Source organism: Acidimicrobiia bacterium, from assembly GCA_040289475.1.
Lineage (GTDB): Bacteria > Actinomycetota > Acidimicrobiia > ATN3 > PSLF01 > PSLF01.
This window is the reverse complement of the sequence record PSLF01000004.1, coordinates 78,242-101,011: the sequence shown is the minus strand read 5'-3', so window position 1 is coordinate 101,011 and position 22,770 is coordinate 78,242. Positions and strand designations below refer to the sequence as shown.

General features: G+C 54.7%; 23 protein-coding genes and 1 tRNA gene. 13 read left to right on the top strand and 11 right to left on the bottom strand.

The window, feature by feature from the left end; all coding sequences use genetic code 11:
• Nucleotides 1-155 precede the first annotated feature (155 nt).
• Nucleotides 156-1,781, top strand: coding sequence for an acyl-CoA synthetase (locus tag C4318_03520; GenBank protein ID MER3454211.1), 1,626 nt, complete (start codon nucleotides 156-158; stop codon nucleotides 1,779-1,781).
• A 138-nt stretch (nucleotides 1,782-1,919) separates the two neighbouring features.
• Nucleotides 1,920-2,618, top strand: a complete 699-nt coding sequence (locus tag C4318_03515) for a hypothetical protein (protein ID MER3454210.1) — start codon at nucleotides 1,920-1,922, stop codon at nucleotides 2,616-2,618.
• Between the two features lie 133 nt (nucleotides 2,619-2,751).
• Here the strand turns inward: C4318_03515 and C4318_03510 are convergent, their stop codons facing one another.
• Nucleotides 2,752-3,288, bottom strand: a complete 537-nt coding sequence (locus C4318_03510; GenBank protein ID MER3454209.1) for a hypothetical protein — start codon at nucleotides 3,286-3,288, stop codon at nucleotides 2,752-2,754.
• Between the two features lie 366 nt (nucleotides 3,289-3,654).
• Between C4318_03510 and C4318_03505 the strand changes: the two genes are divergently transcribed.
• Together C4318_03505 and C4318_03500 are read left to right on the top strand one after the other, a co-directional pair.
• The gene (locus C4318_03505; GenBank protein MER3454208.1) at nucleotides 3,655-5,139 is read left to right on the top strand and encodes a hypothetical protein; all 1,485 of its coding nucleotides are present in this window, start codon (nucleotides 3,655-3,657) and stop codon (nucleotides 5,137-5,139) included.
• 93 nt (nucleotides 5,140-5,232) lie between these two features.
• The gene (locus C4318_03500; GenBank protein ID MER3454207.1) at nucleotides 5,233-7,074 is read left to right on the top strand and encodes a hypothetical protein; all 1,842 of its coding nucleotides are present in this window, start codon (nucleotides 5,233-5,235) and stop codon (nucleotides 7,072-7,074) included.
• A gap of 6 nt (nucleotides 7,075-7,080) precedes the next feature.
• Here C4318_03500 and C4318_03495 read toward each other — a convergent pair whose 3' ends face one another.
• Both C4318_03495 and bfr read right to left on the bottom strand, forming a co-directional pair.
• Nucleotides 7,081-7,497, bottom strand: coding sequence for a thioesterase (locus C4318_03495; protein MER3454206.1), 417 nt, complete (start codon nucleotides 7,495-7,497; stop codon nucleotides 7,081-7,083).
• Complete coding sequence (bfr, locus tag C4318_03490) at nucleotides 7,487-7,975, bottom strand: bacterioferritin (GenBank protein ID MER3454205.1); 489 nt, start codon at nucleotides 7,973-7,975, stop codon at nucleotides 7,487-7,489. Before bfr ends, C4318_03495 begins: the two co-directional genes overlap by 11 nt.
• On the opposite strand from bfr, the gene C4318_03485 reads away from it, so the two are divergent.
• Complete coding sequence (locus C4318_03485) at nucleotides 7,872-8,735, top strand: hypothetical protein (protein MER3454204.1); 864 nt, start codon at nucleotides 7,872-7,874, stop codon at nucleotides 8,733-8,735. The genes bfr and C4318_03485 overlap by 104 nt on opposite strands.
• A gap of 10 nt (nucleotides 8,736-8,745) precedes the next feature.
• On the opposite strand, the gene C4318_03480 is transcribed toward C4318_03485, so the two are convergent.
• On the bottom strand, nucleotides 8,746-9,030 hold the full coding sequence (locus C4318_03480) for a hypothetical protein (GenBank protein ID MER3454203.1): 285 nt from the start codon (nucleotides 9,028-9,030) through the stop codon (nucleotides 8,746-8,748).
• Nucleotides 9,031-9,036: 6 nt separating this feature from the next.
• Between C4318_03480 and C4318_03475 the strand changes: the two genes are divergently transcribed.
• A complete protein-coding gene (locus C4318_03475) occupies nucleotides 9,037-9,885 on the top strand; it encodes an undecaprenyl-diphosphatase (protein ID MER3454202.1) in 849 nt (282 codons plus the stop codon).
• Between the two features lie 105 nt (nucleotides 9,886-9,990).
• Here the strand turns inward: C4318_03475 and C4318_03470 are convergent, their stop codons facing one another.
• Genes C4318_03470 through C4318_03455 form a run of 4 tightly spaced genes read right to left on the bottom strand, consistent with a single transcriptional unit; the run spans nucleotide 9,991 to nucleotide 12,807 of the window.
• Nucleotides 9,991-11,103 (bottom strand): hypothetical protein, encoded by a 1,113-nt coding sequence (locus tag C4318_03470; GenBank protein MER3454201.1) that lies wholly within the window; start codon nucleotides 11,101-11,103, stop codon nucleotides 9,991-9,993.
• Nucleotides 11,096-12,082 carry a hypothetical protein gene (locus tag C4318_03465; GenBank protein MER3454200.1) on the bottom strand — a complete coding sequence of 329 codons (987 nt, stop codon included), beginning with the start codon at nucleotides 12,080-12,082 and terminating at the stop codon, nucleotides 11,096-11,098. Before C4318_03465 ends, C4318_03470 begins: the two co-directional genes overlap by 8 nt.
• Nucleotides 12,070-12,462 carry a hypothetical protein gene (locus tag C4318_03460; protein MER3454199.1) on the bottom strand — a complete coding sequence of 131 codons (393 nt, stop codon included), beginning with the start codon at nucleotides 12,460-12,462 and terminating at the stop codon, nucleotides 12,070-12,072. The genes C4318_03465 and C4318_03460 overlap by 13 nt, the downstream gene beginning before the upstream one ends.
• A 30-nt stretch (nucleotides 12,463-12,492) precedes the next feature.
• On the bottom strand, nucleotides 12,493-12,807 hold the full coding sequence (locus C4318_03455) for an FmdB family transcriptional regulator (GenBank protein MER3454198.1): 315 nt from the start codon (nucleotides 12,805-12,807) through the stop codon (nucleotides 12,493-12,495).
• A gap of 81 nt (nucleotides 12,808-12,888) precedes the next feature.
• On the opposite strand from C4318_03455, the gene plsY reads away from it, so the two are divergent.
• The 7 genes from plsY (at nucleotide 12,889) to C4318_03420 (ending at nucleotide 17,686) form a co-directional block, all read left to right on the top strand.
• The gene (gene plsY / locus C4318_03450; protein ID MER3454197.1) at nucleotides 12,889-13,509 is read left to right on the top strand and encodes an acyl-phosphate glycerol 3-phosphate acyltransferase; all 621 of its coding nucleotides are present in this window, start codon (nucleotides 12,889-12,891) and stop codon (nucleotides 13,507-13,509) included.
• Between the two features lie 10 nt (nucleotides 13,510-13,519).
• A complete protein-coding gene (galU, locus tag C4318_03445; protein ID MER3454196.1) occupies nucleotides 13,520-14,419 on the top strand; it encodes a UTP--glucose-1-phosphate uridylyltransferase in 900 nt (299 codons plus the stop codon).
• A gap of 102 nt (nucleotides 14,420-14,521) precedes the next feature.
• On the top strand, nucleotides 14,522-15,226 hold the full coding sequence (locus C4318_03440; GenBank protein MER3454195.1) for a hypothetical protein: 705 nt from the start codon (nucleotides 14,522-14,524) through the stop codon (nucleotides 15,224-15,226).
• Nucleotides 15,226-15,864 carry a haloacid dehalogenase gene (locus C4318_03435; GenBank protein MER3454194.1) on the top strand — a complete coding sequence of 213 codons (639 nt, stop codon included), beginning with the start codon at nucleotides 15,226-15,228 and terminating at the stop codon, nucleotides 15,862-15,864. Before C4318_03440 ends, C4318_03435 begins: the two co-directional genes overlap by 1 nt.
• Before the next feature lie 130 nt (nucleotides 15,865-15,994).
• Nucleotides 15,995-16,068 (top strand) — tRNA-Ala (locus C4318_03430).
• Nucleotides 16,069-16,319: 251 nt separating this feature from the next.
• Complete coding sequence (locus tag C4318_03425) at nucleotides 16,320-17,132, top strand: hypothetical protein (protein MER3454193.1); 813 nt, start codon at nucleotides 16,320-16,322, stop codon at nucleotides 17,130-17,132.
• A 62-nt stretch (nucleotides 17,133-17,194) separates the two neighbouring features.
• A complete protein-coding gene (locus C4318_03420; protein ID MER3454192.1) occupies nucleotides 17,195-17,686 on the top strand; it encodes a hypothetical protein in 492 nt (163 codons plus the stop codon).
• 75 nt (nucleotides 17,687-17,761) lie between these two features.
• Here the strand turns inward: C4318_03420 and C4318_03415 are convergent, their stop codons facing one another.
• From C4318_03415 to C4318_03405, 3 genes are all read right to left on the bottom strand, one after another.
• Complete coding sequence (locus C4318_03415) at nucleotides 17,762-18,961, bottom strand: hypothetical protein (GenBank protein MER3454191.1); 1,200 nt, start codon at nucleotides 18,959-18,961, stop codon at nucleotides 17,762-17,764.
• 204 nt (nucleotides 18,962-19,165) lie between these two features.
• Nucleotides 19,166-20,782: a 5-oxoprolinase gene (locus tag C4318_03410; GenBank protein ID MER3454190.1), complete on the bottom strand. Its 1,617-nt coding sequence runs from the start codon at nucleotides 20,780-20,782 to the stop codon at nucleotides 19,166-19,168.
• Complete coding sequence (locus C4318_03405; GenBank protein MER3454189.1) at nucleotides 20,758-22,599, bottom strand: 5-oxoprolinase; 1,842 nt, start codon at nucleotides 22,597-22,599, stop codon at nucleotides 20,758-20,760. The genes C4318_03410 and C4318_03405 overlap by 25 nt, the downstream gene beginning before the upstream one ends.
• Between the last annotated feature and the right edge of the window lie 171 nt (nucleotides 22,600-22,770).

Here is a 22,770-nt window from a genome sequence, read left to right as displayed (position 1 = left end):
TACCGTTGCCATATACCGAGCTGAGAGCATCTGGTTGCTATCGTTAGCCCAGGGGTGGGGCAGCTCGCTATCGTGAGGATCCTAGGCGATTTCTAGAAAATGATAGGTTCGAGGCCCCGTTTTGTTGCTAGTAGTACCGAGGAGTTAGGTAGCCTATGCACTCTGATGGCTGGAACTTTGCAGATGTCTGGGACACCGCCGCCGCAGTCATCCCCCAACAAATCTGTCAGATCCAGGGCGAGCGAAAGTACAACTGGCAACAGTTCGAGCGACGCGCCTCGGGTCTGGCCCGAGCCCTTCTCGATGCTGGACTTGGAGAGCAGTCGAAAGTCGCGCAGTACTTGTACAACTGTCCCGAGTACCTTGAGTCCGTATACGCCAGCTTCAAGGCCGGCCTGGTACCGGTCAATACGAATTACAGGTACGAGGATAGGGAGCTCCTTTATCTTTGGGACAACTCCGACACCGAAGCCATCGTCTTCCACGGCACTTTTTCAGATCGGCTGGAGCGGTTGCGCAAAGAGCTGGACCGTATAAAGCTATTCATCTGGGTGGACGATGGCTCGGGCGACAGACCCTCTTGGGCTTTGGATTACGAGGATCTAGCTTGTTCCGTATCCGATGACGACCATGGCCTTGCTCCATGGGGACGGAGCGGAGATCACATATACATGCTCTACACGGGCGGCACTACCGGGATGCCCAAGGGTGTAATGTGGCGCCAGGACGATCTATACCGCGTATTTGCTCTGTCAACTGGCGGTGATCCTGGTGAGCCCGACCTCGCCATAGTTGCAAAACGCCTCTCCTCAGCTCCCGGGCCTGTGGGGCTTCCCGCCTGCCCTCTAATGCATGGAACGGGGGCAATTACAGCATTTCAAATTCTGAACTTGGGGGGCTGCATTGTCACCCTGAAGAGCCGCAGTTTCGATCCAATAGAACTTCTCGACACTATAGAGCGCGAGAAAGTGAACTCGGTGTCGATCGTGGGGGATGCTTTCGCAAAGCCCATTCTCGATGCGTTGGATGCCAACCCAGGTCGGTGGGACCTCTCCAGCCTCAAAGTTATGATCTCTTCTGGTGTGATGTGGAGCCAGAAGACAAAGAAGGGTCTTCTAGCGCACCACCGGGGAATGCTACTGGTCGACGCATTTTCCTCCTCTGAGGCGCTCGGGATGGGACAGTCGGTTTCCGCTGGTGGCCGAGCAGAGAACACGGCTAAGTTTCAGCTCGGCGAGAGAGCCAGGGTCATAAGAGAGGACGGTACTGATGTCGAGCCGGGCTCGGGTGAGATAGGGATGGTCGCGCTGAGAGGACCCAATCCGATCGGCTATTACAAAGATCCAGAAAAGACCGCGAGGACTTTCAGACAGATTGGAGGGGAGCGCTACGTTATTCCCGGTGACTTTGCCACAGTGGAGGCGGACGGGACCATAAAGCTGTTGGGGAGAGGGTCTGTATGCATCAACACCGGGGGGGAGAAGGTCTTTCCTGAAGAGGTAGAAGAGGTGTTAAAGGAGCATCCGGCGGTACAAGATGCAGTAGCAGTTGGCGTCCCAAACGATCGTTTCGGTGAGGTAGTGGCTGCCGTAGTAGAGCTGCGCCCAGGCGCGGAGGTCAGTCCCGATGAGCTCATATCCTACGCAAAGTCCAATATTGCCTCTTATAAAGCTCCCAAGCATGTGGTCTTCGTAGACTCGGTGGGGAGAGCCCCTTCAGGAAAGGTGGACTATGCCTCAGCGCGCAAAATAGCCATCGAAAGATTGGGCGCTGTAAATTGAGCGCTGCTTGCGTGACACAGCTGGCCTCTTGGACGTGACCGAGAACTTTTTCTGGCGGGTTGCGGATTTCAATGGTGGGTGACTCTAACTCGGCGCAGGTTGAGTTAGCGCCCTGAATATCGCAGGCGCCATCGGGCACTGGCGCTGTTACGAGGTGACTCATTGGGGAGACCTTTGCACTCCTTTAGGAGCGACATCCTTACGTTGGTCGACGCGGAGTGGCCGCTTCGACTCGTAGAACTATGGTGCGAGCTCCGGCCCCGTGTGGTCGTACTTCCTGGCGGTAGGACGCCTAGACACATCTATCCCGTTCTTCTGAAAGCCCGCGATAGGCTAGCCCTTGACTCGACTGAGTTTTTCTTTTCTGACGAGCGCTGTGTCCCTCCCTCTCACCGTGCTTCAAACTTTGGGGCTGCCTATCGCGCGTTTTTTGGTCGGTTGCTAGCCACGGTTCACCGCTTTTCTTCGGAGAGATGTGCTGGGGAAGCCTATGAAGCTGCCTTGAGGCGTCGCCAAATTGATCTGGCCCTTTTGGGGATAGGAGAAGATGGTCACACAGCCTCGTTGTTTCCCGGCTCCGAGGCTTGTCGAGCAACAGATCCAGAAGCTCCTTTGGTGCTTAGTGTTTCGGGTCCCGATTGGCCGCGTCTTACGCTTACCCCTGCTGCTTTGAACTCCGCTTCAGTAGTGGTTTTTTTGGCTTCCGGTTCCAAAAAAGCACGAGTAGTGCAGGGTTTAGCAAGACGAGACCCCTCTTTGGTCGCTTCTGCGATTGTGGGGAAAAAGTTCACCTATATACTCTGCGATCCTGCGGCGGGGTCCGATATCGGCTCGTGACATCAGGAATATCAGTTAGGAAGCTGATGCCACTGTGAAGGTCAAAGCCGTGGAATACAGATTGCCGTCGATCTTTTCCGTGGGGCCTAAGGCTGGCTTTTACCACTGGAATTTCGAGACACTGTGCCTTTGTCTATCCTCCGTAGTTCATTCGGGTGTCTTCCATGCGAAGCGCTGGAGTGTCTTCTTCTTTTAGGAACCCGCAATCGACGACCTCGCCTATAAAAAGAGTGTGGGATCCAACCGGTACTGCTTTCCAGAGGCTGCAGTCCAAGAACGCAACGGCCTGGTCCAAGATCGGACATCCGGTTTTTCTCTGGTGAAATGGAAAGCCGTTCAATGTGCGGGCCTCTAAATCGACCTGCACTGGCTTGACGAACTTTCGGACAATGGCCCTGTCTTCTCGGTCGAGAATGTTGAGAGAGAAAGCCTTACCCTCAGATATCAGCTTGTACGTAAAGGCTTCGTTTTCGACCGAGATAGCGACAAGTTTGGGTTTGAAGGCAACTTGAGTAGCCCAGTTGAGAGTCATCCCGTTCATTTGGTCGCCCGAGCGACTACCTACTACGTAGAGACCATACGGAAGCTTCCACAGAACTCGCCGGCGGAGCTTGTCGTACTCGTCGTTACTGCTCGTGCCGGCATTTGACGCATTTTCGCTGGTCCTCATAGACGCCTCTCTTGCTCTTGTCTCATAGTTTTGTTGTCTCTGCCAGTTTTGTCTTCTTTGGCTACGCCTCTTGTTGGGGTCTCGCTCCCTTTGGCCACCTTAGAGTCCTCTGCTTAACGGTTCTTTTTAGCCTTTTGGATCACTTCGTCCACTTCTCGCGAATGAAGAAACGGGGCCTAGAGATTTCCAAATTGCGCACTGAGTCCCTTACGGCGCAGATAGCTTTGGATGCTAAGATTGATATACAGACGATTTTCAAGAGCATAACCATCAGACTACAGCGATCACGACATCGCTTCTTGACGCTAAGGCACTCGGCTGTCATCTCGTCGCGGCGTTCGATTCAATCGGGAGGCCCCGACACCTATGGGAATTGGCGACATATCGTACGCGCGCAACTGGTCGGCTCCGCCCTTAGAAGTTCAAGGGACCGACCCTAAAAGACCAGAACCGATTGTGCGCCCGAACAAGGGCGTGGTACTGGCTGCGGGCAGCGGTACGCGTCTCAGCCGATATTCGCGCACTCCCAAGATGCTTCAGCCCCTTCTCGGGGTTCCTCTAGTGGAGCGGGCGGTTCACACGCTATTGAGAGCGGGCCTAGACACCGTCATTGTCGTCTACGGAGCTCACCCCGAGGTGGGAGAGTATTGCAGGCGGGTGTTTGGCGGCACAGACGGCGAGCTAGGCCGAGTGAAGGTTGTGTACGCTCCACGGTGGCAAGAGGGAAACGGTGCTAGCCTCACAGCGGTAGCGCCTTTTATAAAGCCGGGCGAACGATTTGTCTCGATTTCGGGAGATCACTACACGCCGGTGCGGTGTATCGAAGCACTTCTCGAGGGACGAGCACCCTCTATCCTCGTAGACTCCTCGGTACCCGAGGGCGTCGACGTAGAAGAAGCGACCAAGGTGTTGTGTGACGCGGAAGGGCGGGTCATCAGGGTTGGCAAGCAGCTCGAAGGTGTGGATTGTTTCAGGCTGTACCTAGACGCCGGGGCCCACCTTCTCACTTCTCAGGTCTTTGCTTACCTGGATTCCATGGCTACCGGGGTGCAGTCGGAGGTGACCGTTTCGTCGGCTCTGGAAGCGATGGCACAGGACGTCCCGCTGTACGTCGTGGAAGTTCCAAAAGGCTGTACTTGGCAAGACATAGACACTCCGCAAGACCTGGCCTGGGCGAGGCGCAAAGCGCTCAAGGAGCTGCGCGGTACTAAAGATGGAATAATCGCTCGGTACATAAACCGCCCCTTATCTTTGGCTATAACGGCTGGTATCGCGCGTTTTCGACCTAGTCCCAACGCGATATCGACCTTCGCCTTGTTTTTGGCATTAGTGGCGTCCCTGACGGCTTCACTCAGCGAAATTTCCCCGTTGCTCGTGGCAATTTTGATTCAGCTCGTGTCGGTAATAGATGGTGTTGACGGCGAGATCGCGAGGGCCACTTTCTCAGAAAGTCGCTTTGGCCGCCTTCTCGACGGCGTTTTTGACCGGATCGGCGACACCGCCATCCTCACGGGGGTAGCACTGCGATCTTTGGCATATGGAACCCGGGTTCAATATGTGATATTGCTTTTGGGGATTTCGGTGGCTTCCTCGCTACTGTCGATGTCGTCCAAGGATAGATTGGAGCTAGTAGCTCCCTTAGAGGTTCGTTCCTACATAGAAAGGAGCGAACGCTTGATCGGCAATCTTCTTGCTGGACGCGATGGGCGCCTGCTGATTTTGGCGGTGTTCATGGCCTTGGGCAAGCCAACGCTTGCCTTAGGTATTGTGGGATTAGTAGCGACAACCGGCCTTGTGATTCGTTTGTCCGCAGCTTACAAGCTTGTCCGCCTGGGATCTAACTTCGGGTAATAACGGCGGCAGTGCCTCCCGAAAACTATGGGAGAAAGCGGTGAAGATAAAGTAAGCCCGTACGCCACTTAGCACTCGCCCGTCGGCGAGATAATGGTGGAAGCTGGAACAATTTCAATCGATCGTGCCGACGCAGCCCACAAGCTTACGCTAATCCGTCGGGCAACTGTGGTCCTGACGGGATCTTTCGTCCTTGCCATAGCGTTCTTTGCGAATCCGCTCTCTAAGCCGTATGCCGGCGTTGTGTGGCTACCCACAGCCTTTTTCTTCGCTGTTACTGGAGCTTCGTTGCTTCAGGTTCCAAGAGCAATGCCAGATCTTGAGAAGCGTTTTTGGAGGGTACTGGCATTTATAGGGTTTTTCTCCTCTGGGACGATGCTCGCCTTTGGCCTCGCTGGCATTTTGCGCGGCTCGCTCGCCTCTCTATCTCAAACGGGTACTGTCCCAGGTAGTGCATGGTTTCTTGGAATCGGGTCAAGTGGAGTGGTGGTTCTGGTAGGTATCGCCTGTGCTGCGTATTTGCGATCGAAAGTGTTTTTTCCAGAGCCACATCACCATCGCCTGGCAGCGCTGGACGTGTTGTCTTTGGGATCTGCCCTGTTCGCTGTCCAGAGTGTACTCGCTATACCTAAAGGGATCCCGAGCATTGCCTGGGTAGAAGTCCTCGCTCTCATGCAGATCGCAGGCTGGTCTATAGCGGTAGCCGGTGCATTTGTCAACTTTTTGCACGGCCACACCTTCTTCGAGCACTCGAGCCGATGGATATTTTTGGGCTGTCTATGTCAAAGTGTGGCTACCACCATGCTTATGGCCCGGATTCTAAACGCGTTTGAGCGACATCCCACGGGTGGCTCGGCCCAAGCTGCTCTCATTCTCATCATTGGAGCGGCAGCCTTCGGCGAGGCTTTCGAGGCCGATAGGGTTGGGGCGCAGCTGCGCAGCGGAAGGGGAGGGTTACGACGAGAGCTGTACCCCTCTTTGGAGATCGACACGCTCAAGATGGCAGTTCGTACGGACGCCTCCGCCCAAAATTTCAAAAGGATTGCAGGGCCTTTCGTGTCGGTTGCCGGACCCATCGTTCTCGCTGTCATTCTTCTTGCATCTTTTAGCAGAGAAAGCGAGGCGACGGTAGTGCACAGAGCCATTTTTTACGCGGGATTCTCTGTGTCTTTGACCGCGTCGGTCGCAAAGCTAGCATTCGAAAGATCGACGGAGCTCAAAGCTTCTGCTGTGCTCTCCTCCATGCTCATGGGCGAGAAAGCACTGGTCGACGAGGTCTTACTGGCTGTCGACAGGGAGCGTAGTGCTGTTGCTACGAGGATCCACGACGGGTTGGTCCAGCCCCTGACTGCGTCTTTACTAAAACTGTCACACGCGCGAATGCTCTTAGTTCGAGGCGACAGCGAGACAGGAACGCGACTGCTAAATGAAGGAATTTCCTCCCTGTCCGAGAACATTGCCGAAGCGAGGGGACTAGTTACTACTGTGTACCCGCCTACCCTAGAGCAGCTGGGGCTGGAGGCGGCGCTTAAAGAATTGGTCACTGCTTATAGACGCCAAGGTCTTGCAGTGGAGGCAGACTGGGATTGGGCCGGAGCAGTCGACCGTCAGGTTGCAGTTTCCATTTATAGAGTCGCCAACGAGGCTCTCGAAAACGCCCTCCAGCATGCGCATCCCAAGAAAGCGAGGCTTAGATTGGCAGCAACGACAGCGGGTCTCGAACTTACTGTCTCTGACGATGGTCCAGGCTTTAGAGAGCAGTCCGAGAACGAGTACATATTGGATGGTAAGTTGGGCATAGCCACTATGCGGCGTGTTGCGGAGATGGTAGGCGCCTGGGTGGACATCGAGACTGCGGGGCGTACGACTGTTAAGATGACGATACCATCTGCTGCGACAAGATCCCGGGTCAAGAGTGTAAATGGGGTTTCCTAGGCTCATCTAGCGCCCGGTATCTTGATCTCCTTTTTGCACGAAGTCGAAGCGGCTCCTCTCAACGATTACGCGGACGTGGCGGCACCGCCCGACTGGCTTTTCGCCTTCAAGAGCTTCAATGTCGAAAACGATTCTTGAGCCCGATACCTCGACAACTTTCGCTGTCGCCTCGACCTGGGCTCCGATAAAAGAAGGTGCCAGATGATCGATCTCGGCCCTGGCCCCGACAGAGGTCTTGTCTGGCGGGAGAAAAGGAGAAATTGTCGCCACGGCAGCCTCTTCACACAGTGCTAGAAGACGGGGTGTCGCTAATACTTCCACGTCACCGCTGTGCTGACTGCGAGCGGTGTCCGAAGCTCCGACGATCATCGAGGCTCGGCCCACTGATCCGACATCGATTCCTGCGGATGTACTACTCGTCATCTTCTTCGGCTGATTCGGCTTGCAGCTGCAAATAAGCTGCTTCTCCTATGCGCTCTAACAGCTCCAGCTGCGCTTCGTACCACTCCACCTCTTCCTCTTCGTCTTGGAGAATCTTTTCCATGAGCATTCTTGAACCGGCGTCGTTGGAGGCGAGCGCTACAGATATTCCATCGTTGTAAAGCTTTACAGCGTCTCTTTCTAGATCTAGCTGCTGTCCGAGCATTTCGCCCAGGGTAGACCATGTCACTATCGACGCCGAGTAAGACATCTCTGGTTTGCCTTCTAGATACACAATTCGGTCGATCAGCAACTCGGCATGCCGCATTTCCCCAAACGACTCATCTCGTGCCATCTTGGCAAGCTTGGTGGCGCCGATGTTTTCGAGGAGCTTTGAGTTGACGAGATACTGGTTTATCGCTGTTAACTCTAGAGCGAGTGCTCTGTTGAGAATTTCAATAACTTTGGGATCGCCTTGCATCGTTTGTAATCCTCCTCTTTTAGTTGGTGCTGTGCGATTCTACTTCAGCTTGAACGGCAAACCTCACAATAGCCGAGCGAGGCACGCTATGAGGATCGATTCCCATGTGCACACATACAGGTCCGGAGACTCGAGATCTCCCCTCTCTTTAGTTCTCCGGGCAGCGCATAAAGCTGGGATCGACGTGTTGTGTATAACCGACCACGGGACAATAGATGGAGCGTTAGAAGCCATAGAGAAAGCTAGTGAGACTTCCACTCCGTGGAAAGGAGGCATAGTCATCGGGCAAGAGTGCAGGACGTGGGCTGGTGAAATCATCGGGTTGTTCTTGTATGAGCGTATTCCCGGTAATCTTCATCCCCACGAAGTAGTGGCTCGGATCCGAGAGCAGGCAGGGCTGGTGTACATACCGCATCCTTTCTGTCGACAACACAATGGTTTGCAGATGGAGGTGCTTGAAGAGTTGGTCGCGGAGGGGATGGTCGACATAGTCGAGGTTCACAACGCAAAAGCACAGCCTTGTGCGAACGAAAGAGCCTTGTCGTTCGCTGTGAATCACGGCCTGATAGGGGTTGCTGCTAGCGACGCTCACTACCCCGAATTTGTTGGCCGGGCTTTTGTTGAAACCGAGACCTTTGAGGGAATCACACCCGAGCGGATCGCTTCGGATCCAACCCAATTCTTGCGAGCTCTTTCGACAGGGCACCTTTACAAAGGTACCTATTCATATGCAGAAGCCAAGTGGCCGAAGCGAGTCTAGTGTTAGTGGCTCAAAGTCTCAGCGCAAGTACCGCGACTATGCCCAGTGCCAGCAGTATGCCCAATGCGATGAGAACACTAGCTAATCTTCCCAACCTACCTGTTCGGCCTTGCGCGAAGTAGATTACCGCAGTGAAGAAAGTTCCGATGAGCAAAGCCAATAGCCAGCCAGCTTTTTGGGCAGGTTTTAGATCATCTGCTGTAGCCACCTCGACAGCGAGTAGTGCCAGTGACAAAAGGAGCATTCCGATCAGAACCGCAAGGGTGATCTTTGCGGAAAAGGAAATAACAGGCATCTCTAGTTGGTATCCGACCCGAATGGGAAGTCTGTGAGTCTCGCGCGCGCACTGGTACTGGGAATAGTGCAGGGGCTCACTGAGTTTTTTCCGATCTCTTCGTCTGGCCACCTACTTGTTGTGAGATGGCTTTTGGGGTGGGAACTCGGAAGCGCTGCTGTAGAGAAAAGCTTTGATGCTGCTGTGCACCTTGGGACCGCTGCGGCCGCCGCGGTATTTCTCAGGCGGGAGCTTTTTGCGATGATGCGCTCGACGTTGTCGAGGCACTCCGACCGACAGACTCGGCTGTATAGACGGTTGGGGATACTCGTTGTGGTTGCCTCTATTCCTGCGGCCCTTGCTGGCGTCGCAGGTGAGCGGTTTGTAGAAGAAAGACTCGGGTCGCCGCTCCTGGTCGCCGTACAACTGGCCATATTCGGGGTATTGCTTCTCATAGTTGAAAGAATCTCAACGAAAAGAAGAAATCTGGACAAGATAGGTACTGCAGATGCCCTGACAATTGGTACGGCCCAAGTTCTCGCCCTGTCACCGGGCGTAAGTCGATCTGGCATAACGATCACCGCGGGGCTTGCCAGGGGTTTTGACTCCTCAAACGCGACTAAGTTCTCGTTTCTACTGTTGGTTCCCGTGACTACCGGCGCCGGCGCTTTCAAGGTGATCTCTATGATCCAGGGAGGCTGGGAGTCCCAGCTCTTGCTTCCCTTTGCAGTAGGAATCGGAGCGTCGGCTATCGCGGGATTCGCCGCAGCTTGGTTTCTATCGACGTTGGTGAAAACCAGATCATTTCTACCGTTTGTTATATACAGGGTCATAGCAGCCGGATTCATTGTTTCTGTGTGGCTCCTCCGCCGTTAGCACGCCATCTTCTAATCGAGCACTATCGACTAGCACGGCCTCACAATAGCTACCGAAGCGACCGCTCTGACCCCGCCTAATCACAAGTACTTCCCCACGCGACTCCTACTCGTGCCCTAGCAGTTTCTTGAACCCGAACACGGCGAGTATCGAAGATCCCACCACCCACGCCCCGAGGAGCAGTATTTGAGGGCCGAGAGACACGAAAGAAGCGCCCTCTAAAAGAATTTTTCTTGTTCCACTCACTAAGGGAGTAAGAGGCAGCACTTCTGCCATCGCACGTATTACCCATGGCAGGTTGTCTAGGGAAAAAAAGGATCCAGACAGGATGAACATCGGAAAAGTAATAGCCGTTCCGGCTGCCGATGCCACCTCGGGCCCTCCTCGAATAACGCCTGACAAGGCAAGCCCAAGGTTTAGAAAGATTACGTTTCCAAACACGATCAACGCTACTGCCCATGCGGGATTGCCGTAGACGTGAGCACCTAATAGCTTCGCTACAGCCACAATTACGATTACTTGGATGACCGAAAGCAGTAGCCGCGCTGCAACGTGGGCTAACACGAAGCGAGTCGGTTTAACAGGTGTGCAAGCTAACCTTTTGAATATTTGTGATTTGCGATAGCCGACCATCGCAGAAGCAATGCCAATAACCGAAATCGTGGCGACGCCGTATGCGATAAATCCCGCTAAGGTAAAGTCGAAGAAGTTCACCTTCTTTGTAGAAACCGGAGAAAAGCTTGCCTGAGCAAAGCCCTCTGCTATTCCGGCGGCACGAAGGTTTGTCTTGTCGACGAAGGAGGATATCGTCGAGAGGATCACTCCGTTTTTACGGACATCCCCCTCGTTGTAGATTACGGACAGATAAACCTTGGGCAAAGGCCCTCCGGGAGCGTCCCTCAGGGCTACGACTGCATCCACTGTGCCATGTTCGACCTTTGATCGAAGGTCCGACTCCAATACAGCCTGAGTATCAGCTATCTCGATCCTAGAGACCCGGAATGCAAGCGACTCCGACAACGTTGTCTCCAAAAAATTGGCGACGTCGGCAGCGGGTCCAGACTCCGGCGCAAGAATTTCGGTGCGCACGAGGAGCTCACCTCCCCCCTTGAAGAAAGAGAATGCCAGCACAAAAAAGAGGGGAAACGCGAATCCCCAAAAGACGTTTTGGCGATTTCTAAAGACAATTTTGAGTGCAGCAGATAAGGACTCAGTCACGAAGAGCTTTTCCGGTTAGTGTCAGGAACACGTCTTCGAGAGATGCATTTCGCACGGATAGATCGGATATCTCGGCTCCGAAAGCCGCAAGTCTGTCCAAGACCTTGAAGACACTTGCGGGACTGGGCGATACGAAGTCTAAGTGGACCACTGCTCTCTCCGATTCGGCTAGGTCTTCGTTTATCCTTCCTTCCACTCCGCAGTCCTGCAGTATCGCATCGACCGACTCCGTGTCTATGCCCGTTGCTGCTACCGAAGCCGCATATGATCCTCCGAGGGATGAGATTAGGGTACGGGGAGCGTCAAGCGCTACCACCTTGCCGCCGTCTATAATGCCGACACGGTCACAGAGGATTTCTGCTTCTTCCATGTAATGTGTCGTGAGAACAACGGTTACGCGCTGGCTGCACTTAATTTCTTCGATGAGCTCCCAGAGGTTGCGCCGGGCCTGAGGGTCCAGTCCGGTAGTTGGTTCGTCTAAGAACAGCACCTTGGGGTCGTTGACCAAAGCCGCAGCTATAGAAAATCGGCGGGCCTGCCCTCCTGAGAGCTGTCCGTACCGAGAAGAGGCTTTGTCAAGTAGATTCACCGTGGCGAGTAGTTCTCGCGCATCTTTAGAGCGAGGATAAAAAGATCCCAATAGCTTGAGAGTTTCTACTAGGGATAGCTCCTCAAAATAGGCACTTTCTTGAAGCTGCACACCTATTGAAGCAGTGAGTCTCGCTCGATCTGTAACCCCGTTTGGACCGATCTCCATACCGAGCACCTGAGCATGGCCCGATGTGGGGACTCTAAGTCCCTCGAGAATCTCTAACGTACTGGTTTTTCCGGCACCGTTGGGTCCGAGCAAACCGAAGACTTCTGCTTCTTCGACTTCGAACGAGATGCCATCCACGGCTCGAATCTCATCTCCGCTGGCCCCTTTGTAGATTTTGGTCAGGTTGTCGACGACTATCGCTGTGTTCTTCATCGCAAGCATTCGGTGGCTACTACCGTGGATCTAGCATGCTCGGGTACATAAACTAGAAAGTCGCTGTATTGATCTGCAATCTGGCGTTCCCTTGCCAAGGCGACCTCGGGGTACTGAGTCATGTTTACCACCTCCCAACCGTTGGAGGCATACCACTTTGATTCGACCAACGTGGAGAAGCGAGGTCCCTCTATTACCACCACTGTTCCGCGCTCATGTAGCGGGAGTCCCTCGGCTCGGGCTGCCTCGATCGCCATCTCTCGTAACACCGGGCAGTAAGGTTCTTGTAGGGTTATATGAGTGGCGACGGGCCCATCGAAATAGGTGTCTCGCCGTTCCTTGGTGCGATCAACGATCTGATCGAGCACGACAAACGAACCCGGCTCTATGTGGGTTTGGAGGCGAGATGAATCCCTTACTTATGCGATCTTCGATTCCCGATCCGAAGTTTCGGTAGAAGCTGTGGTGCTCGATCCCTCTGCTCCTACCTCCCCACTCTTTTGAGAAGTCCCCTCAGAGGATGAGCTAGAGGCCGAGGAAGCATTTGCAGAAGAGTTGCTACGGGAATCGGTCGAGTAAAATCCGGATCCCTTGAATACAATCCCCACCGGGTGAAATACCCGCGTTAGTTTGCCTCCGCAGATCCCGCACTCTTCAAGCGGATCGTCCGAGAACGATTGGAAGACTTCTACGTGCTCACCACAGGAACTACACCGGTACTCGTAGGTAGGCATATCCAACCTCCGGAACATGCTCTGAGTCAGGACTCGGAGACTTAGCCCCATTGGGACCATGACGCATCTAGGCTAGCACCGATGAACACTCCACTCGCAATAGCAATCACCGCTTGTATCGCATATTTCGTCGGATCTATTCCCACCGCGGTGCTGGTTTCTAAGGCGAAGGGGGTAGATATTTACTCAGTGGGATCGGGTAACCCAGGGGCATCCAATGTTTCCAGGGCGCTTGGGAAGAGATGGGCGGTTTTGGTCTTTGTTGTCGATGCAGCAAAGGGAGCGCTCCCGGTGGCGGTGTCCCGTTTCGCACTAGGCCAACACTGGGCTGTCGCATCGCTTGCGGGGCTGGCGGCGGTTGTTGGCCACAGCTGGCCAGTCACAATGAGATTCAAAGGCGGAAGAGGTGTTGCTACAGGAGGCGGGGCGCTGGCAGTGGCCTACCCTCCCGTGTTAGTAGTGGCTGCAGCGGTGTGGGCATTTCTGGCAAAGGCCACGAGGAAGGCATCGGTTGCGTCTTTGGCTGCGTTGGCTGTTGCCGTCGGAGGGGTGATGCTGTTCGGACGGTCGTGGCCCGAGAAGGGAGTCGTGGCCGCCATGGCTGCCTTAGTAGCTGCGCGCCACGCTCCAAATATTAAAAGACTCCTGGCTGGGAAAGAGCTTTCTTTGGGCGAGGGAACCGATCCAGCGAAATCAAGCTAGCGAGGTGAGGATGGGGAAGGTCTCCAAACACTACTCGGTCTGCAAAGCTGTCATTCCGGCGGCGGGCTTGGGGACACGCTTTTTACCGGCAACCAAGGCTCAGCCAAAAGAGATGCTTCCGATTGTGGACAAACCGGCGATTCAGTACGTCGTTGAAGAGGCAATCGAGTCGGGGATCGACGACATCATTATCATCACAGGAAGAGGAAAGAGAACTCTTGAAGATCACTTCGATCGATCATTCGAACTTGAGCATTACTTGGAGCGATCGGGTAAAGAAGATTTGTTAAAAGAGATTCGGGCTATATCGGAGATCGGCGACATTCACTATATTCGCCAAAAAGATCCACTAGGGTTGGGTCACGCGGTGCTGGTTGCCCAGAGCCACGTAGCGGGCAACCCTTTTGCAGTACTTCTCGGAGATGACATTTGCGCTGCCGGAGCCGCCCTTTTGAAGAAGATGATGGATGCGTTCGAGCGCTACGGTAGAAGTGTGATAGCAGTTATGGAAGTTCCTATCGAGGAGATTGAAGCTTACGGTGTAATCGAGCCTGAGCTAGTCGACGATCAACTATTCGAGGTCAAGAGCATTGTAGAAAAACCGTCTAGAGAGGAGGCACCATCCAATCTGGCTGTTATAGGACGTTATATATTTACTCCCGAGATCTTCGACGCTTTGTCACGCATAGAGCCTGGAAAGGGTGGAGAGATCCAGCTAACGGATGGAATTGCGAAGCTCCTCGAGGAGCAGACTGTCTATGCCTACCTTTACGAAGGGACTCGCTACGACATTGGTAAAAAAGAAGATTGGATTAGAGCAACTGTTGAGCTCGCTCTCGAAAGAGAGGATCTTTCGGGGAAAGTCGCCGAAGTGTTGTCATCTCTTGCCCGGAAAAAAAAGCTGATTTAGACCTCGTTGTCACCACGGAGTCGCTTGAGATCTAGTGCCTATTGACCAACTTTACCTCCGTTCCATGTACGCTAGAGGCGTAGGGATATCTGGGCGGTTATTGTGGTGCTTGTGCTGATCTCGATACTGGTGGTAGCTGCGGTCGTCGCCGCCCAATTGGTTTTTTCCGAGCGGCGAGACTTTGCTATTTACGGGTCCATTCTGGATTTCAATCGAAGGCTTGCAAACATCGCGCTTCTCCGAACTGCTCCTCTTGCGATGGGCATCTCGACTGCCAACCAGTGGGAAGAGGCATCTATTGTCGGTCACCCACCACCCACGGTTCGGCTAATCGGGCCTGATGGGCGCCCCATCGAGCCGCCCCCGGAGGCGAAGGGATACGGATACGGAACTAGCTCCATCCGGGAGCCGAGAACTCGCTATCGCGGAGACACGGGCGCATACGCTGAAGGATCGCTAAATGATGCGGGCTACAAGTCAAGACCTACCTCCACAGCCGCGATGGTGCCTAGTCGGCCTGATCTTCAACCAGCAGTGCATGTCGGTGAGGTAGCTAGGAACTCGGCGGGCTCGTACAGCGCTCGTCGCCGACGGAAGGCAGTTTTCCAGACCCTACTCGCTGCGTTTACGGTGACCTTTGTAATTGGCCTCCTACCGGGCCTAAAGGCAGTACTTTTGTTGAGTTTGTTGTGCGGGGCTCTTCTTATTGCATATGTCTCCGTATTGAGGAAGCTCAAACTGCAGTCCAAGATCCTCTCAGATGCCTCCCGACAGGGCGTGAGTAGCTTGAGCCGTACCTTAGGGTAATGGAACCCATTGCGCCAATCGCCGACGAAGCCCGAGCTTACCTAGACATGGCGCACGAGGCCAGGGAGGCTGCTCTTCAGGCTTGTCGTAAAGCTACTCGATGCGCTGCCAACTCGATACGGGCAACCCACCGGCGCGACTGGCAAGAAGCAGAGAGTTTGATGGCACAAGCCAGAGCTTTCCTCCAGGAAGCGATAGAGCGTTGTGAGCCAGTGCCCCAGGTGCGTTACGCAGGATTCATTGCGGATGCGGAAAAAGAACTGGCCGAAGCGAACCTGACTTTCTGTCTTATAAGAGATGGTCGACTTCCCACCCCGGCCGAAGTCGGAGTAGGAATTGCTGAGTACCTCAGTGGAGTTGCCGAAACGGTCGGCGAGCTTCGTCGGCACTTGCTGGACTCGCTTCGCAGAGGCGATATCGGTCGTGGAGAAGAAGTGCTCCAGGTTATGGATGAGTTGTACCAACTGCTAACTACGATGGACTACCCGGACTCGCTCACACGGGGCCTGAGATCAAGAACGGATGCGGCGCGCAGTGCCATAGAGCGCAGCCGATCGGAGTTGACGATTACCGCTATTCAACACGAGGTTGCACACTCGCTGGCCGCCTTGCACCAAAAGTTAGATAACCCATCCTAAGGCCCTTACGAGATAGCAGGGGCCTAGTGAGGGCCGTTGTAACCAAGCCGAATGCCGTGCGAGATCCAATCGGATACGAGGAATCCAGCGGATGGGTGCATAAATAGATCGTAAGCTTGGCAACGTCCCCGGGGGTGTAGCTCAGGCTGGAAGAGCGCGGCCTTCGCACGGCCGAGGTCAGGGGTTCAAGTCCCCTCACCTCCACATATCTTTGAGGGTCATCTTACGAGGCGCCTCTTTGCCTTTCGTGACTCTGGGGCCAAAACGCTTCTCGCCCCCTCTCCAATATCGACCCACGATGTTCAAGTTGATGTCCGGTGACACCTCGGTGGATATTTACTCGATGATCTCTGTTGTCTCAACAATTCGATTGGGCGTGACAAGGTGCCCCTTGTAGTGGTCGATTCGACAGGGAGAACGTCTTCAAGTCAGCAAATTAGAGGATCGATTGGCTTATGAATGACCGGGACCACAACTCTACGTCTTCGCTCGAAACTGTCGAGTACGAGGAGCGACCTGAGAGGGTTGCGCTTATACTTCTTGACCGCCCGGAAAAGAAAAATGCTTTCAATACTCGGCTCTACGACGACGTCCGGAAAGCCCTCAGTCTCGCTCGAACTTCTGAGTCGGTTAGGGTTGCCGTACTCGGAAGCACCTCGAATAACTTTTCTGCAGGTGCTGACATCGGGGAGTGGGCCGAGGGCTTTACTCTGGCTTCCAACGGCGAGCCACACGGCTTTGTTCCGTTCGTAGATGCAATCTCGACTTTCCCAAAGCCTCTAGTTGCGGCAGTCGAGGGATACGCTGTCGGTATCGGAGCTACGCTTCTGCTTCATTGTGATTTTGTGGTCATGGCCTCCGACGCTCGGCTGCGCATGCCTTTTGCTCCGCTCTCTATAGCCCCCGAGGCCGCATCCAGCGTTCTCTTGCCACTGGCGGTGGGTAGAACGATGGCTCGCGAGATGCTACTTCTGGGTGATTGGATTTCGGCACAGCGGTTACTCGAAGCCGGCTTTGCGTACAAGCTCTCTGAGCCTGGCAAAGCTCTCGACGAGGCATTGGGCTTAGCTACGTCACTTGCGTCCTACCCAGGGCGCGTACTGCAACGGATCAAGTGCATTCTCAAGGAGGCAGAGGCCGATCAGGTGCGGGCGGCAAGAGCCCGGGAAGACGCGGCAAATGCTGATTCGTTTGGAAAACCAGAGTTTTTAGAGGCTGTCCGAGCTTTTATGGAGAAACGGACTCCCGACTACTCGCAGTTTCCGTGAGAGGAAGGCTGCAAGAGGCGGTGACTAGCTGGCAAGTTTTGGTTGTGCAATGGGATGCCTAGATGTCCACCCGACCGGAATCTCTTCCAGACGATCCAGAGTTGCGCAGAAAGATCGCTCAAGAACTCGGTAGTGGCAAAGACCCCCATGCTGTGGGGCTTTTGGCGTCGTTTCTCCGGGACGAAGACGTAGATGTCCGCCTCGCCGCAGTAGAGTCCCTGGAGTCGTTGGGCGCTGAACGACGGATCGACGGTACCAGCGAATTGTTCTATCACCCTCCTCAAGAGGAGTGTGCTATGGCATTGACCGTTGCTTTGGATGATGAAAACGGCCACATTAGGTGGCGCGCCGCAAAAGCACTAGGAGAACTCGCATCTTTTGGCTCTCTTGGCAGTTGGCACTCGAGAGTTGTGTCCGAACTGGTTCGGCTTCTAGGAGACGACAACAAACACGTAGCTTGGGCCGCTGCCGATGTACTTGAAGTCATAGGAGATTCAGAGGCAAGAGAGAAGGTTCGTCGTTTCAAGCAGTTACGGTTAAAAGCGGGCGGATAGAGGCTGGCGTCGAGGTCTCGGGGGGTGGCACGGTGCGAGAGTGGCGAAGAGTGGGGCCGCTTTTGCTCACTAGCTCTACGGCATGGCGACGACAGCCTCTATCCTTGTTCCGCAGCCCGGAGCCGACCGAATCTTGAGCTCTCCTCCGAGCGATGCGATCCGCCGGGTCATGTAGCGGAGCCCAAGGTGACCTCGGGCAAACTTTCGCTCTAATTCAGAGGGGTCGAATCCTAGACCGTCGTCTTGCACTACCAAGACCAAGCAATGCGGCTCTGACCTTCTATACAAAGCAACGTCAATCTTTTTGGCCCTGGCGTGTTTGAGAGCGTTGATAATTGCTTCTTGGGCCACCCTGTACAAGATCCGGGAGACCTCCTCTGTCAACTCGAGACCGTTCTCGGGGATCTCAATTTCCACCGAGACGTGTGGATAATCGGGAAGCAAGCGACAGACATACTCCCGAAGTGCAGCAGCTATACCTGTAGAGGCCAGTTCAGACGGAACGAGATCGATCATCATCGATCGAATCCGGGTCATCTCCTTTCTCAGCGTCCGTTCTGCTTTGTCAATAGCCTCGGCCACTTCTTGGCTCTGCCTCCTGGCAGCTTTCCACTTGGCTATTTGAAGCTGATATCCGAGCGTGGCCAATGTCTGAAGCGGACCGTCGTGAAGGTCACCAGCGAGAATCGCCCGCTCTTCGTCGGAGGCTCTTGCAAGCTGATTGATTAACTCCAAGCGCACAGCATCAGATTTATCAAGCTGCTTGCGTAGCTGGATCCTGTCCAAAGTGATGGCACATACTCGAGACAGAGCTTCCACCAATCGGGCGGTCTGTGGCTGAATGGGAGTTTCCGAAGTCACGACAATAGCGCCTAGTTTGCAAATATCGTGCCCTATCGAAAACTTGGCCAGGGATGATCTCGAGCCCAGATGGTAAATACGTATTAGTTGATCAGCCACACAAGAGAGGGCTTTCGGATCGAAGTCCTCGAGGGAAGCTCCTGGCGGGATCGGGGACCAGCTCTTGAGTTTGTTGTCTTCTACCAATCCTACTGTTACCGAAGCGTCGGCATTGCAAGTGTCGAGAATGTCTTGCAGACTTCGTTGGAGCTCAACTCCCAACTCGTCGACACAGGAGGCTATAGAGATTCTGGATACGACCTCAGCCAGCCGAAGCTCAGCATTTGATGCAAGAGTCGGAGCCAGTGCCGTGACGGTTTCCCGGGCAGCGGCCGGGGCTATTCGTGAGATGTGTCCAATAGCTCCCAATGCCAAACCCTCCTAAGAGTAGTCCTGTCTGCGAGTAAGAGACAGCGTCGGTGTGAGGCTGTTCGAAGGACTCAATCGTCCGTCTGCCCCCGCTGCCTGGTGGCTTTGTCCTTACCGAATGTCGGCGGAACATGTTCGCGATTGCTAGGCCTCATGTCGGAGCGTAATAGTCGATTCGGACTAGTCGAATCGGGGGATTTGTCGGTTGAGTTATCTAACTTCGGGATCGCTCGGTGGCGGACCGTAGCCGCCTCCGCCCGGGGTCTCGATTCTCAAGATGTCGCCAGCTTCGACTTCGACTGTGACTTTGTCGGGCAGCTCTTCGGCGCCTTCGTGCTCAGCGACTGGCACATGTGAATGTAGCTTGCCGTCAGAGACGGATTTGTTCCGGGCTCGAACAAGCCAGTTCTTGCCGGGTGCTCCAGAGCTACCTCCCGCTACCCCCCACGGTGCAGAGATCCTACGTTCCGATATGACGGACACTACTGCTGGTTCTAAGAACTCGATCTCGCGCACTATTCCATCGCCCCCGCGGTATTGCCCGGCTCCTCCGCTTCCCTTGCGGATTTCGTATCTTCTAATTCTCATCGGATATGTCCTCTCCAAGGCTTCTATGGGGGTGTTTTCTGTGTTCGTCATGCCGGTGTGGGTAGCCGATGCTCCATCCTTGTTTGGCCTCGCGCCTTGTCCGCCCGCAATAGTTTCGTAGTAGACCCAACCGGCCCCACCAATGAGCACGTTGTTCATGGTCCCTTGGGAGGCAGCACCTACTCTGTCGGGAGCTGCCTTTGCCAGCGCTCCGAGGCATACATCGGCGATACGCTGACTAACCTCTACGTTGCCAGCTCCCGCCGCAGCAGGGGGCCGGGCGTCGACAACGCTGCCTGGCCGGGTCACGATCTCGACGGGCCTCATGACACCGCCATTGCGAGGAAGCGTAGGATCGACAACGCTTCTAAGCGAGAAAGAGACGGCGCTATCGGTTACGGCTTTGGGTGCATTCGTGTTTCCTGCGACCTGGTCGTCGCAGCCGGAAAAGTCAAACCGACACACGCCGGGGCCGATCTCCACAACTACTTTGATCCTGACAGGACGACGCTGATCGGGGTAGGGGCCGAAGCTGTCAAGGAAGTCTTCGAACTCGTAGATTCCGCGTGCTAAGCGGCCCAGAGCTGCCCGCATTCTTCTCTCACCGTAGTTGAGTATCTCCCCGAAGATTCGATGGTCGAAGTCACTTAGGCGAGATGCGCCATAAATGTTTGCCCCTAGCTGCGCGTCGAGATCCCCTAGCCGCTCGTGCGGGGTGCGGGAGTTCACCGCTATGAGGGTCCGGATCTCTTCGCTGTAGATGAGAGGGGCGATCCTCAGCCCTTCCTGGAAAATTTCTTTTGCAGCAGCTGGTATCGAGCCGGGAGTCATTCCTCCCACATCGGAGTGATGTGCCCTGTTCGCCACCCAGGCCACGAGTTCACCTTTTTTGTGGACTGGCGTACAGAGGGTAATGTCGTTCAAATGTGTTCCGCCCTGGTAGGGATCATTGACAATAACGTGTGAACCGGGCGGTAGATCTGCAAAGTCGGCTTGGATTGCTGCTCTTACCGAGGCTGGCATAGATCCAAGGTGGACCGGGATGTGTTCTGCTTGGGCCAGAAGCTCGCCATCTGCTGTAAAAATCGCGGCGGAACAGTCCGCTCTCTCTTTGATGTTGGGGCTGTAGGCTGCTCGCCTCAAGACCGCTCCCATTTCCTCGGCTACAGCGGCTAGTCGTGCATTGAGGATCTGTAGTTCACCTGGCGACAAACTCACGCACTCCTCCTCAGCAGCCATGCTCCACTCTGATGCGCGTGAGCAATCCATCCCTTGGGGACGAAGACAGTGCAGTCGTCTTCCACGATGGAGTCCGGTCCCCTAACTACCCCTTTTCGCACTACCGAGGAAACGAGGTCTTGATAGCGCCCGAGCGGGCGACCAAAGGCTTTGGCGCGCACAGCGGTTACCTCCACAAGAAGCTCAGGTCTGGTATAGCCGTTGCGCCTCCGGTGTACTTCATGGAAGTCCGCGATACTCGCAGCGGGCAACTCGAAGCTCTGTCCTTTATACCGGCAATCAATCCTGGCGACAGTTTCTGTTACCGAAAATCCCCATTTTTCAAGGATTTTTGCTGCTTCTAGAGCTAAAGCTTCCATTTCTTCTTGTAGCGTGTCATGCTTTAGAGGATCTGGGCGACTCTTCACGAGCTCTTTGACAGCAGGGGATACCAATAGCCCCAGCGCAGACAAGACCCCAGCGCGAGGAGGTACGACAACGGCGGGCATCCCCAAAGCTTCTGCTAGCTCACATGCGTGAAGCGGGCCAGCTCCGCCGAACGCGACAAGGGCGAGTTGAGAGGGGTCGTGTCCTCGCTCAGCCGTAACTTTTCTTAGAGCTCGCTCCATATTGGCATTGACGACCGCGAGTGTCTCCTCAGGTGTTGTGCCGCAGCGTCGCATTGCATCTTTGGCCGCATCAATATCCAGGAGTCCGAGTTCGGGAAAGGAATGTCCTGGAGGAATTCGACCGGTGAGGAGATTGGCATCGGTGACGGTGAATTCACGACCGCCCCGTCCATAGCAAGCGGGCCCCGGATCGGCCCCTGCACTTTGAGGGCCGACCTGAAGAGCTCCCCCTGGATCGATTCGTGCTATCGATCCTCCTCCAGCACCAATTGTCACGATCTCTATCGAAGGAAGGCGGATAGGCAGCTCTCCTACCCTAATCTGAGGGGTTGGCTCGGGGATCCCGCCTTGGATCATGCAAATATCCGCAGATGTTCCGCCCATGTCGAAGGTGACCGCAGCCTCGAAGCCACATTCCAGGGCGGCGAGAGAGCCTGCTATTGCTCCCGCGGCAGGGCCTGAAAGCAAAAGGGCTGCTGCGTTTTCGGCAGCGTGGTCGGCTGGAACTAGTCCGCCGGCTGAGGTCATAACGTAGGCAGAGGCTGCAAGGCGCGTCAGTTCCCCAAGATATTTTTTCAAAACTGGTTTTAGATAGGCAGTAGCAACGACGGTGGAAGTCCGCTCGTACTCCCTGTACTCGGGAGATATTTCTGAAGAAATGACGACGTCGAATCCTGCGTCGCGTAGGACTTGCGCGACGGCTTTCTCGTGAGAGGGGTCGATGTAGGAGTGAAGTAAGCTTACAGCCACCGAGCTGATTCGCTCGGGTGCCGACAGCAGCAGGCCACACACCCGATCCAGTTCGCTCTCGGAAATTGGTACTAGCTCTTCGCCATTGGGACCCATGCGACACGCGATTTCGAACCGGAGCTGGGGTGGGACGAGAGGAGGTGGTCGGTCCGCGAAGTTGTCGTATAGATCGGGTCTGGTTTGGCGACCGATTTCAATTACATCCGCGAACCCTTTGTTGGTAACGAGTGCAATGCAAGCTCCTTTTCGCTCGAGTAGCGCATTGGTTGCCACTGTGGTTCCGTGAGCCAGAATATCTATAGGCACGGACCCTACAGCTCTGAGTAGTCCCTCTTCTACAGAGGTCACGAGAGATGTTTTTTGGGTGAGTACTTTTTCGACTCGACCGGTGACTGAGACTACGTCGGTGTAGGTTCCTCCTGTGTCCACTGCGGCCAGTAATTCGCGGGCTCGTTCCATGTGCACTCTCTTTCGAAGCGAGCGATTCTCGATTCGCAGTCTTTGCTAAGCTTGTGGAGTTACCACAACCTCGTAACCCTAGGTTGTCTCAGAAACTGCCTTTCCTGCTTTGGTGGTTGGTCATCCGGATTTGTTCCGTGCTCTTTTGGAGGTACTACAAAGAATCTTAGG

What these genes read in the sequence shown, in the direction of transcription:
- C4318_03520 (MER3454211.1), top strand. Translation starts at nt 156, where the DNA reads ATGCACTCTGATGGCTGGAACTTTGCAGATGTCTGGGACACCGCCGCC.
- C4318_03510 (MER3454209.1), bottom strand. Translation starts at nt 3,288, where the DNA reads ATGAGGACCAGCGAAAATGCGTCAAATGCCGGCACGAGCAGTAACGAC.
- C4318_03505 (MER3454208.1), top strand. Translation starts at nt 3,655, where the DNA reads ATGGGAATTGGCGACATATCGTACGCGCGCAACTGGTCGGCTCCGCCC.
- C4318_03500 (MER3454207.1), top strand. Translation starts at nt 5,233, where the DNA reads ATGGTGGAAGCTGGAACAATTTCAATCGATCGTGCCGACGCAGCCCAC.
- C4318_03495 (MER3454206.1), bottom strand. Translation starts at nt 7,497, where the DNA reads ATGACGAGTAGTACATCCGCAGGAATCGATGTCGGATCAGTGGGCCGA.
- C4318_03485 (MER3454204.1), top strand. Translation starts at nt 7,872, where the DNA reads ATGTTTTCGAGGAGCTTTGAGTTGACGAGATACTGGTTTATCGCTGTT.
- bfr (MER3454205.1), bottom strand. Translation starts at nt 7,975, where the DNA reads ATGCAAGGCGATCCCAAAGTTATTGAAATTCTCAACAGAGCACTCGCT.
- C4318_03480 (MER3454203.1), bottom strand. Translation starts at nt 9,030, where the DNA reads ATGCCTGTTATTTCCTTTTCCGCAAAGATCACCCTTGCGGTTCTGATC.
- C4318_03465 (MER3454200.1), bottom strand. Translation starts at nt 12,082, where the DNA reads ATGCTTGCGATGAAGAACACAGCGATAGTCGTCGACAACCTGACCAAA.
- C4318_03455 (MER3454198.1), bottom strand. Translation starts at nt 12,807, where the DNA reads ATGCCTACCTACGAGTACCGGTGTAGTTCCTGTGGTGAGCACGTAGAA.
- plsY (MER3454197.1), top strand. Translation starts at nt 12,889, where the DNA reads ATGAACACTCCACTCGCAATAGCAATCACCGCTTGTATCGCATATTTC.
- galU (MER3454196.1), top strand. Translation starts at nt 13,520, where the DNA reads ATGGGGAAGGTCTCCAAACACTACTCGGTCTGCAAAGCTGTCATTCCG.
- C4318_03435 (MER3454194.1), top strand. Translation starts at nt 15,226, where the DNA reads ATGGAACCCATTGCGCCAATCGCCGACGAAGCCCGAGCTTACCTAGAC.
- C4318_03425 (MER3454193.1), top strand. Translation starts at nt 16,320, where the DNA reads ATGAATGACCGGGACCACAACTCTACGTCTTCGCTCGAAACTGTCGAG.
- C4318_03420 (MER3454192.1), top strand. Translation starts at nt 17,195, where the DNA reads ATGTCCACCCGACCGGAATCTCTTCCAGACGATCCAGAGTTGCGCAGA.
- C4318_03410 (MER3454190.1), bottom strand. Translation starts at nt 20,782, where the DNA reads ATGGCTGCTGAGGAGGAGTGCGTGAGTTTGTCGCCAGGTGAACTACAG.
- C4318_03405 (MER3454189.1), bottom strand. Translation starts at nt 22,599, where the DNA reads ATGGAACGAGCCCGCGAATTACTGGCCGCAGTGGACACAGGAGGAACC.